Below are 16,761 nucleotides of genomic sequence, written 5' to 3' on the forward strand. Positions count from 1 at the left end.
CTATAAAAGGAACGCCGTAAGCCATGGGCGAATTAGCCAAAGAAATCTCTCCGATTAATATCGAAGAAGAACTAAAGCAGTCTTATCTCGACTACGCCATGAGCGTGATCGTCGGGCGCGCACTGCCGGATGTACGCGATGGCCTCAAGCCGGTACACCGTCGTGTGCTCTTCGCTATGAGCGAGCTTAAAAACGACTGGAACAAACCTTATAAAAAGTCAGCGCGTGTCGTTGGCGATGTGATTGGTAAATATCACCCGCACGGAGATACTGCGGTCTACGACACCATTGTGCGTATGGCTCAGCCGTTCTCTATGCGCTACACACTGGTGGATGGCCAGGGTAACTTCGGTTCTATCGACGGTGATAGCCCGGCCGCCATGCGTTATACCGAAATTCGCATGGATAAGCTGGCCCACGAGCTGCTATCCGACCTCGATAAAGAAACGGTCAATTTTGTCGACAACTACGATGGCTCCGAGCAGATGCCGGAGGTACTGCCTTCCCGAGTACCGAACCTGCTGGTAAACGGTTCCTCCGGTATTGCCGTGGGCATGGCCACCAATATTCCTCCTCACAATTTGGGGGAAGTTGTTAATGCCTGCCTGGCGCTGATCGCTAATCCCGAGCTGTCTGTCGATGACTTGATGGAGCATATTCCCGGGCCGGACTTCCCCACTGGCGCAACCATTAATGGCCGTGCCGGTATCTTGCTAGCCTACCGCACTGGTCGCGGACGCATCTATGTGCGTGCCAAGGCGGACGTTGTTCGCGATGACAAGAGCAATCGCGAAACGATCATCATTACTGAGATTCCCTTCCAGCTGAACAAAGCGCGCCTGATTGAGCGAATTGCCGAGCTGGTGAAAGAGAAGAAGATTGAGGGTATCTCTGAGCTGCGCGATGAATCCGATAAAGACGGCTTGCGTGTAGTGATTGAGCTTAAGCGCGGTGAGCTGGGTGATGTGGTCCTGAATAACCTCTATTCCCAGACCCAGCTGGAGAGCGTGTTCGGCATCAATATGGTAGCTCTGGTTGATGGCCAGCCCAAGGTGCTGAACCTGAAAGAGTTGCTTGAGCACTTTGTACGTCACCGCCAGGAAGTGGTTACCCGCCGTACGGTTTACCTACTGCGTAAAGCACGCGAGCGCGGCCACATTCTGGAAGGCCTGGCAATTGCTATCGCCAATATTGATCCGGTCATTGAACTGATAAAATCCTCCGCAACGCCGGCGGAAGCCCGTGAGGCGCTGCTAGCCAAGGGTTGGCCGGTGGGCAACGTACAGCAGTTCCTGGAGCGCGCTGGCGCCGATGCCTGCCGCCCAGATGACCTGCCTAAAGAATTTGGCCTGCGCGATAACGCTTACTATTTGTCCCCGGCTCAGGCTCAGGCCATTCTCGAACTGCGCCTGCACCGCCTCACTGGTATGGAGCACGACAAACTGCTGGCGGAATACCAGGACCGCTTGGAGCAGATCGCTGAGTATCTGCATATCCTCGGCAGTTTTGAGCGCTTGATGGAAGTGATTCGCGAGGAGCTGGAGCAGCTGTCAAAAGACTTTGGCGATGAGCGTCGCACCGATATTGTTGCCTCCCGTCAGGATTTGACCGTAGAAGATCTGATCACCCCGGAAGACAAGGTGGTGACCATTTCCCACGGTGGCTATGCCAAGAGCCAGCCTCTGACCGATTACCAAGCCCAGCGTCGTGGTGGTATGGGTAAGTCGGCCACTCAGGTGAAAGATGAAGACTTCGTCGAGCACCTGCTGATCGCCAACTCCCATGACACTATCTTGTGCTTCTCTAACAAGGGCAAGGTGTATTGGCTCAAGGTCTATGAAGTGCCGACTGCTGGCCGCGCCTCCCGTGGCCGCCCGGTGGTCAATATGCTGCCCCTCGAAGAGGGTGAGCGCATTAGTAGTCTGATGCCAGTGTCTGAATACGATGAGGATCACTTTATTTTCTTCACCACGGCCAATGGCACCGTGAAGAAGACTCCACTGACGGCCTTTGCCCGTCCGCGCAGCGTTGGTTTGCGCGCAATTGAGCTGGAGGAGGGCGATCGTCTCGTCGCTACAGCGGTAACCGATGGTGAGCGCGATGTGTTGCTGCTCACTAGTGCTGGTAAAGCAGCCCGCTTCTCCGAAGCCAATGTGCGCTCTATGGGGCGCGTGTCTCGCGGTGTGCGTGGTATCCGCATGCAGGAGGGGCAGGAAGTGATCGCCATGGTAATCCCTGAAGAGGGAGGCTCCGTGATGATGGCGACTGAAAACGGCTACGGTAAGCGCACCGCGATCAGCGAGTTCCCCACGAAAGGTCGAGGTACCCAGGGGGTTATCGCAATCGCCGAAAGCGAGCGTAACGGCGCTCTGGTCGGAGCCTGTCAGGTCCACCCGGGTGAGGAAATGATGTTAATTTCCGATCAGGGTACTCTGGTGCGCACCCGAGTCGATGAGGTTTCGGTGCTGGGGCGCAATACCCAGGGTGTGCGTGTCATTCGACTCAAGAGCGGTGAAAAACTGGTGGGCCTCGGGCGCATCGAGGAGACGGAAGAAGAGGGTGAAGATAACGGTGGGGCCGAGTGACCCACCCCAAACTACCAACAGAAAGGCTGCGATTATCGCGGCCTTTCTTGCCTCTGGCACCCTAAGAAATGCTTAAAAGCGTGATATCCATCTCCCAAGATGGTGTTTTGTGCGTCGGCATATCTAGTTGAATTTGAAACCATTTTTAGTTTGTGGAAATCAGGTCATGAGGAAATACAATTTCTGCGCTGGTCCAGCGGCTCTGCCGGAACCGGTCTTACAGCAAGCACAGTTGGAGCTGATGGACTGGCGCGGTCTGGGTTGTTCAGTAATGGAAGTTAGCCACCGCTCGCCGGAATTTGTTGAGGTGGCTGAGCGCGCGGAGCAGGACTTGCGCGATCTGCTCCAGGTGCCGGATAACTATAAGGTGCTGTTTCTGCAGGGGGGCGCTACCGGGCAGTTTAGCGCGATACCCTGGAACTTGTTTGGCGCCGGCTCTAAGCAGGCAGATTTTATCCACTCGGGACAATGGGCCGCAAAAGCGATTAAAGAGGCCCGGCGCTATGGTGATGTGAATGTGGTCGCCACTAGCGAGGACCGCAATTTCAGTTATGTGCCAGCGCAGAATAGCTGGCAGCAGAGCGAGGGTGCGGCCTATCTTCATTACACGCCCAACGAGACTATTGGCGGTATCGAGTTTGATTATGTTCCAGAAGTGGACTGCCCTCTGGTTGCGGATATGTCATCAAATATCCTTTCCTGCCCGATCGACGTGGAGAAGTTCGGTGTAATTTATGCCGGCGCGCAAAAAAATATCGGGCCCTCGGGAATTGTGGTCGCCTTAGTGCGCGATGATCTCCTGGATCGGGCGATGAAAGATATTCCGCGCAGTTTGAGCTGGAAAGTGGCAGCCGATGCCGGTTCAATGGATAACACACCGCCCACATTTGCCTGGTACCTTTCCGGCCTGGTTTTCCAGTGGCTTAAGGCGCAAGGCGGGGTTGAAGCTATGGCCCAACAGGCCGCTAAAAAATCCTCGTTACTCTATGAGTTTCTCGATGGCAGTGATTTCTTTTCCAGCCCGGTGGAAAAGTCCAGTCGCTCGCGGATGAATGTCCCATTTGTGCTGGCCGATGAGCGCCTCGATAAACCGTTTTTACAAGAGGCTGAAGCAGCTGGGCTGCTGAGTTTGAAGGGGCATCGCTCTGTGGGTGGCATGCGCGCATCCCTTTACAACGCGGTGCCTTTTGAGGCGGTGGTGGCATTAGTGGCCTTTATGGCAGACTTTGAGGCCCGCAAAGGCTAGAGAGCAGACAATTATTAACTTCAGGAGAAAGTAGAAAGCGGATGACAGAGGAAACCGTGGGAGGCGACCAGCGCCTGCTGGAGCTGCGCAATCGTATTGATAGTATTGATTCAGAGATCGCGCGATTAATCAGCGAGCGAGCCAGTTGTGCACTGGAAGTGGCTGAAGTAAAGAAAGCGACAGGTGAGGATGCGCTCTACTATCGTCCTGAGCGTGAGGCGCAGGTACTGCGTCGCGCTATGGAGCGCAATGACGGTCCCCTGACGGATGAAGAAATGGCAAGGCTGTTTCGTGAGATTATGTCTGCCTGCCTTGCTTTGGAGGAGCCGGTCAAAGTGGCTTATCTCGGGCCAGAAGGTACCTTTACCCAGCAGGCGGCCCTGAAGCATTTTGGCAATTCTGCGCAGAGTCGTCCGCTGGCGGCCATTGATGAGGTCTTTCGCGAGGTGGAAGCCGGTGCTGTAAATTACGGTGTAGTGCCCGTGGAAAATTCCACCGAGGGTGTGATTAATCATACCCTGGACAACTTTATGAACTCCAACCTCAGTATCTGTGGTGAGGTGGAGCTGCGAATTCACCATCATCTAATGATTTCTGACGTGACCCGCCCTGAATCGATCACGCGGATTTACTCCCATGCCCAGAGTCTGGCCCAGTGCCGAAAATGGCTGGATGCACATTACCCCAACGTGGAGAGGGTGGCGGTTTCCAGTAATGCGGATGCGGCCAGGCGTGTTAAAGGGGAGTGGAACGCTGCAGCAATCGCTGGCGATATGGCTGCCGAATTATATGGTCTCAAAGTGCTCTCAGAGAAAATCGAGGACCGTCCGGATAACTCTACGCGCTTCTTAATCATTGGTACCCAGCGGGTGCCCGCCAGCGGTGATGACAAAACCTCCCTGATGGTCTCTATGCGCAATGAGCCGGGTGCGCTGCACGATTTGCTGGAGCCATTTCGCCGTTATGGAATCGATCTCACCAGGGTGGAAACCCGCCCGTCTCAGTCTGGGAATTGGACCTATGTATTTTTCGTGGATTTCAAGGGGCACCGGAATACAGATGATATTGCGGAGGCACTCAAAGAGGTTGGCGCCTGTGCCTCGGACCTGAAAGTGCTCGGGTCCTACCCGCGCGGTGTTCTGTGATGGAGAAGTCTCATATAGGTCGCTTATTGGTGGTTGGCGTCGGCCTTATTGGCGGTAGCTTCGCGTTGTCCCTAAAGGCGGCGAGTGCCTGCCGTGAGGTGATCGGTGTCGCACTCCAAGAGGAAGTCTGTGAAGAGGCAAAGAAGCTAGGCGTGGTCGATCGTGCCTATACCAGTCTGCCGGAAGCGCTCGACTTGTTGGAGGAGGGAGACCTGGTTTTTATCGCTGTGCCAACCTTGGCGGTGGAGTCGGTGTTTGCGCAGTTGAAGGACAATCTGCCCGAAGGTGTAACGGTTACCGATGCTGCCAGTGTTAAGGGAAGTGTGCAGCGCTCGGCGGAAAAGGTCTGGGGCAGGGTGCCGAACTTCCTGGTGCTGGGGCACCCGATTGCTGGCTCTGAGAAGAGCGGGGTCAGTGCTGCACGAGAAGACCTTTATCGCGATCACCGTGTCATCCTCACTCCAGCTCCTGATACCGATGTCGATCGCCTGCGCTTGGTGGCTCAGGCTTGGCAGGCTGCAGGATCTGAGGTGCTGACAATGTCGGTAGAAGAGCATGATGAGGTGCTGGCTGCAACCAGTCATCTACCTCATGTAATCGCCTTCAGCCTAGTGGATACCTTGGCCCACGACGCCGAGAATGAAAATATCTTTCGCTATGCTGCTGGAGGTTTTCGCGATTTTACCCGTATTGCCTCCAGCGACCCGGTGATGTGGCGGGACATTATGTTGGCCAACCGGGATGCCATTTTACAGTCGATCGATCTCTACAGTCTCAACCTCTCCTCCCTGCGCAGTGCCATTGCCTCCGGTGATAGCTCGGCGTTGATGGGAGTTTTTACCCGCGCTAAAGCGGCGCGGGATCACTTTACAAAAATGTTGGCAAAACAAGCGTATTCAGAACCTATGCAAGCTAAGGAAGTAACTTTTATTGCCCAGCCGGGTGGCACAGTGAGTGGCAAACTCCGTGTTCCTGGAGATAAATCCATGTCTCACCGTTCAATTATGCTGGGCTCCCTGGCTGAAGGTGTGACAGAGGTGGAGGGATTCCTCGAGGGGGAGGATGCCCTTGCTACTCTGCAGGCTTTCCGCGATATGGGGGTGGTGATTGAGGGGCCGTACAAGGGCCGAGTGACAATACACGGGGTGGGACTTCATGGCTTAAAGGCACCGCCTGGCCCCTTATATCTGGGCAACTCCGGAACCTCTATGCGCCTGCTTGCTGGTTTGCTGGCGGGGCAGGGCTTCGACGTTACCCTAGCCGGCGATGAGTCCCTCTCTAAGCGCCCTATGAATCGAGTTGCCAACCCATTGCGAGAGATGGGCGCGGCTATTGAGACTGGCCCTGAGGGTCGTCCGCCGTTATTGATCAAAGGCGGCAAGCCTCTGTCAGGGATCAATTACCGGTTGCCAATGGCAAGTGCCCAGGTGAAGTCTGCGGTACTACTAGCAGGCCTTTATGCAGAAGGTGAGACCAGTACCGAAGAACCGGCCCCCACTCGAGATCATACCGAGCGTATGCTGCAGGGCTTTGGTTATGCGGTGGAGCGAAATGGCGCCTGTGCGACCTTGCGTGGTAGTGGGGGGCTTAAGGCTTGCCGTATTGATGTGCCGGCGGATATTTCCTCTGCGGCTTTCTTTATGGTGGCTGCGGCTATTTCCCCGGGAGCCGATGTGATGCTGGAACATGTGGGCATCAATCCCACCCGCGACGGGGTTATCAATATCTTGCGGGCCATGGGTGGCGATATAGAGCTTTTAAATAAGCGTACTGTAGGGGGGGAGCCGGTTGCGGATATTCGGATTCGCTATGCACCTTTAAAGGGGATTGCCATTCCAGAGGGTCAGGTGCCACTGGCTATCGATGAATTTCCCGCACTTTTTATTGCTGCCGCTTGTGCCCAGGGGCAGACGGTATTGACCGGCGCCGAAGAGTTGCGTGTGAAGGAGAGTGATCGCATTCAGGCAATGGCTAACGGCCTTTCTGCCTTAGGGGTGAGCGCGGAGCCTACCGCGGATGGAATTGTAATCGATGGTTCTCCTGAAGATGCTGTATTTTCAGGCGGCACTGTGGATAGTTTGGGGGATCACCGTATTGCGATGGCTTTTGCGGTGGCATCGTTGCGCGCAAAGGATACAATTCGCATCCTCCACTGCGCTAATGTGGCGACCTCCTTCCCAAATTTTGCCGAGCTGGCCGTCGTTGCAGGTCTAAAGCTGCAGTTGGCATGACCTAAGGTATGAGTTAAGGAGGGGCCGGTTTGCGCGGCTTACAATGAAGTTGAGTTGTACAAAAATATGAATGAAACGAACAAGCTGCCACCGGTCGTCACAATTGATGGCCCCAGTGGTTCTGGTAAGGGGACTATTGCAAAGTTGTTGGCGGATAGGCTGGGCTTTGTTCTTTTGGATTCTGGTGCTCTCTATCGGGCTGCAGCTTTGGCGGCTCTGGAAAAAGGGGTGGATCTGGCCGATGAGGATTCGCTGACCCAGGTTGCCAGAGATTTGGATGTTCGCTTTCTGATCAGTGATGGTTGTCTGCAGGTCCTGCTGGAAGGGCGCGAAGTCAGCCATGAAATTCGTATGGAGCGGGTGAGTATGGCGGCCTCTACTGTCGCTGCCATTCCTGGGGTGCGCGCCGCACTGTTGCAGCGCCAGCGTGATTTTCGACTACAGCCTGGATTGGTTGCTGATGGCCGCGATATGGGCACGACCGTATTTCCCGATGCACCAGTCAAAGTCTATTTGACCGCCAGTGCAGAAGAGCGCGCCAGAAGGCGCGAGGCTCAGTTGCGGGAGAGGGGGGTTTCTGTTAGCCTCCGCGACCTGCTGGAGGACATCCGTGCCCGTGATGCACAGGATATGAACCGAAAAGCCTCACCCCTGGCTCCTGCGAAAGATGCGATAGAGCTCGATAGTACTGGGGTGACAATTGAAGAGGTTCTCAGCGAAGTACTGGCACTGGTGCAGAGGCGAATCGCGCCCTGAACCACCGAAGTCAGTAGTAGATAGTTTTTAACGATAACGGCCGGGTTTTGCCAGAATTGCCCGGCCGTTGTTGTAATCCGACCCGCGTTCTGGCATCGCGGTTGGGGTCTTGGCTGGCGGTTGACTAAACTCAACAGTTACCAACGGCTGGACCCAGCACTATAGGTAATGTAATGAGCGAGAGCTTTGCTGATCTATTTGAAGAGAGCCTGAAAAGCGTTGAAATGGCACCGGGCGCTATTGTTACTGGTGTTGTAATTGACGTAGACAAAGACTGGGTAACCGTTCACGCGGGCCTGAAGTCTGAAGGCGTTATCCCTGCTGCACAGTTCGCCAATGATAAAGGCGAAGTTGAGCTGCAGGTGGGCGACGAAGTACAGGTTGCCCTGGAAGCTGTAGAAGACGGTTTCGGTGAAACCCGTCTGTCCCGTGAAAAAGCCAAGCGCGCTGAAGCCTGGAAAATCCTCGACGCAGCTCATGCAGCTGATGAAGTGGTTAAAGGTGTTATCAGCGGCAAGGTTAAGGGTGGCTTTACTGTCGATGTTGCCAATATCCGCGCATTCCTGCCCGGCTCTCTGGTCGATGTTCGCCCGGTTCGCGACACCGCGCACCTGGAAGGTAAAGAGCTCGAGTTCAAGGTTATCAAGCTGGATGCCAAACGTAACAACGTAGTGGTTTCCCGTCGCGCCGTGATGGAAGCTGCAACCTCTGAAGAGCGTGAAGCGCTGCTGGAAAGCCTGCAAGAAGGCATGAGCATTAAAGGTATCGTTAAGAATCTGACCGACTACGGTGCTTTCGTAGATCTGGGCGGTATCGACGGCCTGCTGCACATCACCGATATGGCTTGGAAGCGCATCAAGCATCCAAGCGAGATCGTGAACGTTGGCGACGAGATCGAAGTAAAAGTACTGAAGTTCGACCGCGAGCGCAGCCGTGTATCCCTGGGCCTGAAGCAACTGGGTGAAGATCCTTGGGTATCCATCAAGCAGCGTTACCCAGAGAACAGCCGCGTGAAGGCGGTTGTAACCAACCTGACCGACTACGGCTGCTTCGCCGAGCTGGAAGAAGGTGTCGAGGGTCTGGTACACGTTTCCGAAATGGATTGGACCAACAAGAACATCCACCCGTCCAAAGTTGTCCAGGTTGGCGACGAGGTAGAGGTGATGATCCTGGATATCGACGAAGAGCGTCGTCGTATCTCCCTGGGTATCAAGCAGTGCCAGGAAAATCCGTGGGATGCCTTCGCGCGTAAATTCGCTAAGGGCGACAAGATCTCCGGTAAGATCAAGTCCATCACTGACTTCGGTATCTTCATCGGTCTCGACGGCAGCATCGACGGTCTGGTTCACCTGTCCGATATCTCCTGGAACGAAGCTGGCGAAGAAGCTGTTCGCAAGTTCAAGAAAGGCGACGAAATCGAGACTGTTATCCTGGGCATCGATTCCGAGCGCGAGCGCATCTCTCTGGGTATCAAGCAACTGGAGTCCGATCCGTTCTCCGACTACGTATCCACTAGCGATCGCGGCAGCATCGTCAATGGTATCGTGAAGGAAGTAGACGCTAAGCAAGCGGTAATCACCCTGGCGGATGAAGTTGAAGGCATTCTGCGTGCTTCTGAAATCAGCCGCGACAAGGTTGAAGACGCTCGCAACGTTCTGAAAGAAGGCGAAGAAGTAGAAGCTAAGATCACCAGCGTGGATCGCAAGAACCGCGTGATCAGCCTGTCTATCAAAGCCAAAGATCAGGACGACGAGAAGCAAGCCATCAAGGATCACAGCAAGAAGCAGTCTGAGCAGGTTCAGCCCGCTACTATCGGTGACCTGATCAAGGCACAGATGAGCAACAAAGATTAATAGTCTTTAAGTGTTCATTGCTCCAAGTTTAGTGCTTGGAGTGACCCGAAAGCCGGACTGGGGTTGCCCAGTCCGGCTTTCTATTAGATGATTGGCGCTCTACTCCAGAAAATCAATGACTTACAAAGGTTGCGGAGCGCATGACCAAGTCCGAACTGATCGAAAGGATTGCGTTGAGGTTGGATCAGCTGCCAGTTAAGGATGTAGAGCTGGCGGTGAAGGTGATGTTGGATACTATGTCTGACTCCCTGTCGCAGGGTGAGCGTATTGAGATACGTGGTTTTGGTAGCTTTTCCCTACACTACCGAGCGCCGCGCACTGGGCGTAACCCCAAGACGGGGGATGCTGTGGCGTTAGCGGGTAAGTATGTACCCCATTTCAAACCGGGGAAAGAGTTGCGCGACAGAGTCAATCGCAGTATGCATGATGTGGTTGGGATCGAAGTATGATTGCATCTTAGGGCTTGCGGGATCAGAGGGGCAGGGCTCCTCGAGTGGCAGTACCGTTCGCCAGAAAATTCTATTGGCTATTAGAGTCACCCTTTAGTGGAACGTGGAGGTTCCCTTGTCATTTCTGCGCTGGCTGATGCACTTTATTTTCGGTCTTCTGGCCCTGGTATGCGTTGCTCTCGGAATCTATTTCGCGGTGGAAAACTCCCAGGTAATCTCCCCGGTTATTGCAGGCTACTCATTGCAGTCAGGCAGCGTTGGTGTTTGGCTTATCTGCATGTTGCTGCTGGGTGTCCTGCTCGGATTTCTCGCCAGCCTTTTGCCAATTTTTTCCCAGCGTCGCCGTGTGCGAGGTCTTAACAAGCAGCTGAAAAAGATGGAGCGCGAACTCCAGGCTGTTCATCATAAGGCTACCGGAGACTGACTTGCTGGACTTAGCCTATTTCTTCTTTTTACTGGCTGCCGTTGCAATCGGTTGGGTGCTGGGTCGAGGCGGTACCAGGAAAAAACCTGACTTTAGTGAGCAGGAGCAATCCCTCGCCCGCTCCTATGCTCAGGGGCTCAACTATTTGCTCAGCGAGCATCCCGATGACACTATTGAGAAGTTTATTGATTCTCTTGAGGTAAGCCCGGTCACTTTCGATACACACCTGGCCTTGGGGAATCTCTTGCGTAGGCGAGGGGAGTACGACCAGGCTATTAGAGTGCATCAGAACCTGCTGGCGCGCCCTAGTCTATCAAGGCAGAGCCAGCACAAGGCCCAATTTGAGCTGGCTTGCGACTATATTGCTGCTGGTTGGTTGGATAGAGCCGAGCGACTATTACAAGAGCTGGTTGAGACTTCACAGGAGCTGCGTGCAACCAGCCTCGAGCACTTGATAGAAGTCTATAGGGATGAGAGAGAGTGGGCTAAGGCTATTCATGCAGTAAATCTACTGCATGGCCGCCGCTTTAAGCGGCTGTCAGCGGACTGGGCTCCTGTGCAGGCACACTTTTGCTGTGAGTTGGCTGAGGAGGCTATTACCGGCAAAGACTATTTGAGTGCGCGAAAGCATCTCGACGCGGCTTTAGGGTATGATCGAAGTTCGGTCAGGGCTTGCCTGTTGTGGGCACGACTCGAATATTTGCTCGGCAAGCAGCGAGATGCCATTAAAGTATTGCAGCGGATCCCCAAGCAAAGTCCAGACTATATCCCGGAGATTCTAGAGCTGTTAGTCACCTGCTACGTGGAGCTTAATGATGGGAAGGGGTTGGACCGCTATCTTGAGTCGCTTCTCAAAGAGCATCCTTCAAATAGTGTGTTGATTGCCCTGACTAGCAGAATTCAGGAGCAGGATAGCGAAGCTGCCGCTGCAGCTTTTATGGGAAAGCAGCTTGCTCTGCGTCCTTCTTTGCGAGGGCTTGGCCGCTTTCTGGACTTATATATAGGTACTGCGCAGGGTAGATCGAGGGAAAATCTATCCCTGCTGAAAGCGCTTGTCGATCAGTTGATCGCTAGTCGCCCACACTACCGGTGTAGCAACTGTGGTTTTTCTGGTAACCAGTTGCATTGGTTGTGCCCCAGTTGTAAGCACTGGGATTCTGTCCGATCAGTCAAAGGGATCGAGGGTGAGTGATCAGCTCCCTCGGCCACCGTATAACCTAATCCTTAAGAGGTATTTCTTTGCAGTCTCAAGTCTCCTCCCCAGTTATTGTTGCTCTTGACTATGACAGCGCTGATGCCGCGCTCTCCATGGCTGACCAGTTAGATCCGTTGCTTTGTCGGGTAAAGGTTGGCAAGGAGCTTTTCACTATTGCTGGGCCCGATCTGGTTCGTGCCCTTGTGGGCCGCGGGTTTGAGGTGTTTCTAGACCTGAAATTTCATGATATTCCCAACACTGTCGCTGCGGCGGTTAAGGCGGCTGCGCGCATGGGGGTCTGGATGGTGAATGTGCATGCTAGTGGTGGAGAGCGCATGATGAGAGCGGCTGTAGATGCTCTGAGTGAATTTGGTGCTCGCAAGCCATTGTTGATTGGAGTTACTGTATTGACCAGTACCACCCCGGAAGAGCTGGCTGCCACTGGGGTTGCTAAACCGCTTCAGGAGCAGGTGCTAAATCTGGCTACACAAGCACAGTCTTGTGGTCTCGATGGCGTGGTCTGCTCTGCCCGTGAGGCTGAAGCGTTAAAAGCGGCTTGCGGCCCCGACTTTGAGCTGGTGACTCCGGGAATTCGTCCTGCGGGCAGTGATGCCGGCGATCAGCGACGGACTCTCACCCCTTCTGAGGCGCTGGATCAAGGTGCTGACCTCTTGGTGATAGGTCGACCTATTACTGCAGCAAAGAACCCCATGGTCGCCCTTCAAGATATATTGACTGAAATTGCAGGAAATTAAGGTTTGTTTGCCTAGACCGGGTGTGATGTAGTGTAATAGCCCTCGGGCAAAGTGTTGTTTGACCTGTTGGTATCATGTCCCGGCTTGGGGAGGTAGAGCTGTCCCAATGTGAAACTAGAACCCTTTCACTGGGAGTCGAACATGATTAAAACTCATTCATTACTTTCTTTGCTGTTAGCTATTGCACTTTCATTTCTTTCCTCATCAGTAGTATTTGCCGATGGAGCTGAGAGTGAGCAGCAAGTTGCCTTTGAGGTCAATGTAAACAGTGCATCTGCTGAGGAGCTTGCTGGCAAGCTTCTTGGAGTTGGTGAGGCTAAGGCGCAGTTGATTATCGAGTATCGGGAACAATATGGACCCTTTACATCCTTGGATCAGCTTCTAAATGTCAAAGGGATTGGGGCGGCCACCCTGGATAAGAATCGTGAGCGCATTCGGTTGTAGCTGCTTCTGACTAGCGGTGGATTAAGGTCTTCTTTGCTGAGTGGGTAAGGGGTCTATGTCTACCTATTTGCTTAATCGGGTTAGAGAGAGGGTTCTATCACCCCCTCAGCTGTGAATTTGGCGTCAGCACTTATTTGAGTTTTTAGTGTTGGCGCTATCTCACGCCAATCGTAGAGCATTGAGGAGAGAGGTTTAGTGGATCCGATGTCAGCTTGGTGGCTTCCCTTGCTAGTTGGAGGGGCTCTGAGTTATGGCGTGACGCTTGTCTTGCTGTTGCGCATGCGAAATTTGGCTTTAGATGTTCCTAATCACCGTTCAATGCACAGCGCTCCAATTCCGCGCACAGGCGGATGGGCACTGTTGGCGGGCTGCGGACTGGGCATAGCTGTAGGGCCTGCTTCCCTCCCGTTACCGGTTTATATGTCTTTTGTGTTGCTCCTTGCCGTATCTGCCATGGATGATATTAGGCATGTGGCGGCGAAGGTACGTTTAGCTTTCCAGTTGATTGCTGCTTTGATGGTTGTCCTTGCGCTACCTATAGGGCTGGAGTGGTGGTGGCTTCCCCTTTTTGTGTTGGGCGGGGCCTGGATGATCAATCTATACAACTTTATGGATGGTATAGATGGATTTGCTGGCAGTATGACCGTGATCGGCTTCTCATCTCTTTGTCTGGCATTCCTCTTGGTGGAAGACTGGGAGTTGGCAGGGGTGTGTGTCTTATTCGTTGTGTGCGCATTAATTTTCTTGCGCTTTAACTGGCCTCCTGCGCAAATTTTCTTGGGAGATGCAGGGTCGACGTGCATTGGCTTGGCGGCGTTTACCTTAAGCTTATTTGGATGGCAGAGAGGGGCCTTTGAGTTATGGTTTCCAATCATTGTTTTTAGCCCTTTTTGGGTGGATGCCAGTATTACATTGTTGCGGCGAATGGCTAGCGGGCAGCGTTGGTGGGAGGCGCATCGAGAACATTTTTATCAACGCTTGGCTATTCGTATCGGGGTGGCAAAAGCGCTCTACCTGCAGCTGATTCTGATGATCGCAGCCTCTGCCCTGGCGTTCACTTTTTCTGCTTTCGCGGCAACTTGATTTCAACGGTCGCTTTTAATTGGCGCCACGGATTGGTTGATTTTTATGTATGGGGTAATCCTGTGATGGGAATTTGGCGAAAGCTGGAGAGGGCTAGGAAGCCGGTTTTGATGTTGCTGTTTGACTTGGCAATGCTGAGTGCTGCCTTTTTTATGGCGATGGCAATTCGATTGAATGGATTAGCTGAAGCCGTAACACTCCCAATGCTGGGTTGCTTGATTATTACGATCTGCTCTAGCAGTTTAATATTTCTAAAGCTCGGTCTTTACCGCACAGTTATCCGCTATATGGGGCAGAAAGCGGTTATTGCTGTGCTCCAGGGAGTTACCGCATCCTCAATTCTGCTTGCGGTTGCTTCTTATTTGACGACCGCAGGTGTCCCCCGCTCGGTTCCCGTAATTTACTGGTGTTTCGCGTTGATAGCAGTGGGGGGGTCTCGGTGGCTCGTCCGAATTTACTATCAAATGGCGTTGGAAATTCATAAAACGCGAGTGGCAATTTATGGGGCTGGTACTGCTGGTCTGCAAGTTTACAAGGCCCTGCTTCACGGTGAAGTCTACAAGCCGGTTGCCTTTTTTGATGATAATACCTCGAAGCAAAAGACCCTGATAGATGGTGTTATGGTCTACTCCCCTTCAAGCATACTTGATGTGGTCGCTGAGCATGATATTGCTGAAGTATTGCTGGCGATGCCTGGTGTTCCAAAGCGCCGGCGCCGAGAAATAGCGAGAGGGCTCCGTGATCAGGGGTTGGTAGTCAAAGCTATTCCTGGTGTGGAGGAGCTGGTTGATGCAGCAGGCCGTACCGAAGATATGTCCCAAACCTATGAGAATGTATTGGGCAGGGCCCCGGTGGAGCCTGAGAAGGCTTTGATAGCTGGTTCCATTAGCGGCAAAGTAGTGCTGGTGACGGGTGCTGGCGGCTCTATTGGATCGGAGCTTTGCAGGCAGATTGCCCAGTGGGGCCCGGCTCATTTGGTGCTGGTGGAATCTTCAGAGTATGCGCTTTATCAAATGGAGCGCGAGCTTCGTCAGCAGCAACAGGATGAGGGGTATCAACTTCGGGTGACCGCGCTGCTTGGCGATGTTCGGGATAGAGTCCGGATGGCGGATATCATCAAGGGTTTCTCGGTTAATACCATTTATCATGCCGCTGCTTATAAGCATGTCCCCCTGGTTGAGCAAAATGTTGTTCTGGGGGCGGACAATAATGTGCTGGGCACGTTGTCGGTTCTGGAGGCTACGGAGGGCTCTAAGGTGGAGCAGTTTGTGCTGATCTCCACCGATAAGGCTGTACGCCCTACGAACGTAATGGGGGCTACCAAGCGTTTCGCGGAGTTGGTGTGCCAGGATTATGGGCGTCGCTCTACTCAAATGCGGGTTTGCATGGTGCGCTTTGGTAATGTGTTGGGGTCTTCGGGTTCGGTGATACCCCTGTTTACGGATCAGATTAATGCGGGCGGTCCTGTAACTGTAACCCATCCAAAAGTGACGCGTTACTTTATGACCATTCCTGAAGCGGCTCAGCTTGTATTGCAGGCAGGCAATATGGGGCGCAATGGCGATGTATTCGTTCTGGATATGGGGGAACCAGTCCTTATATATGACCTTGCTGAGCGGCTAATTAGGGTTATGGGGCACTCTGTGAAGGATGATAAAAATCCTGATGGGGATATTGAGATTCAAGTGACAGGTTTGCGTCCTGGGGAAAAGCTCTATGAAGAGCTGCTACTCGGTGACAATGTATTGGGCACTGATCACTCAATGATAATGCGTGCGGAAGAAGAGTTTTTGGAGTCTGGGGTCTTGCAGCGGTTGATTGCAGGGTTGAGGCAGGCTTGCGTAGAACATCATTGTGAAAGGGTTCATCAGATTTTGTCTGAGGCGGTAAGTGGTTACACCTCAAAGCAAGGTTTGGTCGATGCTGTTTGGTCCCGGTCTCGCACTGTGAAGCCCCAGATAAAAATGGCCACGGTAGAGCGTCTTCCTGTTACCAGTGAGGGCGGCTTGCACTAGCTTGCCAGGTAAGCTGTTAGATGAGCTCCTGATTTTGGGGGCTTGTAAGTCCTAGAGTGGAATATAGGTAGAAGCTATTCTGCCCATGGGGTGAGGGAAGTGCGGTGAAGTATGAAGAAAGTGAATAAGAAAAACCCCGCATAGCATGCTATGCGGGGTTTTTGTTTGGCTCCGCCTGCTGGGCTCGAACCAGCGACCCAATGATTAACAGTCATTTGCTCTACCAACTGAGCTAAGGCGGAATTTAATCTAACTTATAGAGCGCAAATTAAGCTGCGCTTTGAAATTTGGCTCCGCCTGCTGGGCTCGAACCAGCGACCCAATGATTAACAGTCATTTGCTCTACCAACTGAGCTAAGGCGGAATATCTTTTCGGCTGTGCCGTTGAGATGGCGCGTATATTATAGAGCACTCCTGGCGAGGTCAACCCCTTTTTTGATCTTTAACTAATTGATTTGTCAGGAAATTATTTATTTGACCTGTACGCAAAATGCCTCAGGTCTGGGTGGGGCGGGGTAGGACGCTATTCTCTTGTATTTGAGGGTGGTATGACGACAGCCTACAATCCGCTGTTGCATGA

General features: G+C 53.2%; 13 protein-coding genes and 2 tRNA genes. 13 read left to right on the forward strand and 2 right to left on the reverse strand.

The window, feature by feature from the left end:
• Positions 1 to 23 precede the first annotated feature (23 nt).
• The 13 genes from gyrA to ACJJIT_RS06020 all read left to right on the forward strand — a co-directional run bounded on the left by gyrA (position 24) and on the right by ACJJIT_RS06020 (position 16,181).
• Entirely contained in the window at positions 24 to 2,585 is a 2,562-nt protein-coding gene (gene gyrA, locus ACJJIT_RS05960) for a DNA gyrase subunit A (RefSeq protein ID WP_252082387.1), read from the forward strand.
• Positions 2,586 to 2,751: 166 nt separating this feature from the next.
• Positions 2,752 to 3,831 carry a 3-phosphoserine/phosphohydroxythreonine transaminase gene (gene serC / locus ACJJIT_RS05965; protein WP_444900296.1) on the forward strand — a complete coding sequence of 360 codons (1,080 nt, stop codon included), beginning with the start codon at positions 2,752 to 2,754 and terminating at the stop codon, positions 3,829 to 3,831.
• A 41-nt stretch (positions 3,832 to 3,872) separates the two neighbouring features.
• Entirely contained in the window at positions 3,873 to 4,976 is a 1,104-nt protein-coding gene (gene pheA, locus ACJJIT_RS05970) for a prephenate dehydratase (RefSeq protein ID WP_252082383.1), read from the forward strand.
• Complete coding sequence (locus ACJJIT_RS05975) at positions 4,976 to 7,207, forward strand: bifunctional prephenate dehydrogenase/3-phosphoshikimate 1-carboxyvinyltransferase (RefSeq protein WP_444900297.1); 2,232 nt, start codon at positions 4,976 to 4,978, stop codon at positions 7,205 to 7,207. Before pheA ends, ACJJIT_RS05975 begins: the two co-directional genes overlap by 1 nt.
• 66 nt (positions 7,208 to 7,273) lie before the next feature.
• Positions 7,274 to 7,963 (forward strand): (d)CMP kinase, encoded by a 690-nt coding sequence (gene cmk, locus ACJJIT_RS05980; protein ID WP_444900298.1) that lies wholly within the window; start codon positions 7,274 to 7,276, stop codon positions 7,961 to 7,963.
• A gap of 173 nt (positions 7,964 to 8,136) precedes the next feature.
• A complete protein-coding gene (gene rpsA / locus ACJJIT_RS05985; RefSeq protein ID WP_252082377.1) occupies positions 8,137 to 9,816 on the forward strand; it encodes a 30S ribosomal protein S1 in 1,680 nt (559 codons plus the stop codon).
• 140 nt (positions 9,817 to 9,956) lie between these two features.
• Positions 9,957 to 10,265 carry an integration host factor subunit beta gene (ihfB, locus tag ACJJIT_RS05990; RefSeq protein ID WP_252082375.1) on the forward strand — a complete coding sequence of 103 codons (309 nt, stop codon included), beginning with the start codon at positions 9,957 to 9,959 and terminating at the stop codon, positions 10,263 to 10,265.
• Between the two features lie 115 nt (positions 10,266 to 10,380).
• Positions 10,381 to 10,689 carry a lipopolysaccharide assembly protein LapA domain-containing protein gene (locus tag ACJJIT_RS05995; RefSeq protein ID WP_252082373.1) on the forward strand — a complete coding sequence of 103 codons (309 nt, stop codon included), beginning with the start codon at positions 10,381 to 10,383 and terminating at the stop codon, positions 10,687 to 10,689.
• Between the two features lies 1 nt (position 10,690).
• Positions 10,691 to 11,881, forward strand: coding sequence for a lipopolysaccharide assembly protein LapB (lapB, locus tag ACJJIT_RS06000; RefSeq protein ID WP_444900299.1), 1,191 nt, complete (start codon positions 10,691 to 10,693; stop codon positions 11,879 to 11,881).
• Between the two features lie 47 nt (positions 11,882 to 11,928).
• Positions 11,929 to 12,639: an orotidine-5'-phosphate decarboxylase gene (pyrF, locus tag ACJJIT_RS06005; RefSeq protein WP_444884297.1), complete on the forward strand. Its 711-nt coding sequence runs from the start codon at positions 11,929 to 11,931 to the stop codon at positions 12,637 to 12,639.
• A gap of 141 nt (positions 12,640 to 12,780) precedes the next feature.
• Positions 12,781 to 13,083 carry a ComEA family DNA-binding protein gene (locus tag ACJJIT_RS06010; protein WP_252082368.1) on the forward strand — a complete coding sequence of 101 codons (303 nt, stop codon included), beginning with the start codon at positions 12,781 to 12,783 and terminating at the stop codon, positions 13,081 to 13,083.
• 204 nt (positions 13,084 to 13,287) lie between these two features.
• A complete protein-coding gene (locus ACJJIT_RS06015; protein ID WP_444885900.1) occupies positions 13,288 to 14,166 on the forward strand; it encodes an MraY family glycosyltransferase in 879 nt (292 codons plus the stop codon).
• A gap of 65 nt (positions 14,167 to 14,231) precedes the next feature.
• The gene (locus tag ACJJIT_RS06020) at positions 14,232 to 16,181 is read left to right on the forward strand and encodes a polysaccharide biosynthesis protein (RefSeq protein ID WP_444900300.1); all 1,950 of its coding nucleotides are present in this window, start codon (positions 14,232 to 14,234) and stop codon (positions 16,179 to 16,181) included.
• A 166-nt stretch (positions 16,182 to 16,347) separates the two neighbouring features.
• On the opposite strand, the gene ACJJIT_RS06025 is transcribed toward ACJJIT_RS06020, so the two are convergent.
• Positions 16,348 to 16,423 (reverse strand) — tRNA-Asn (locus tag ACJJIT_RS06025).
• Positions 16,424 to 16,469: 46 nt separating this feature from the next.
• Positions 16,470 to 16,545: transfer RNA gene (locus ACJJIT_RS06030), tRNA-Asn, on the reverse strand.
• Positions 16,546 to 16,761: the final 216 nt, after the last annotated feature.

The organism is Microbulbifer mixtoriginis (SeqCode), assembly GCF_052467515.1.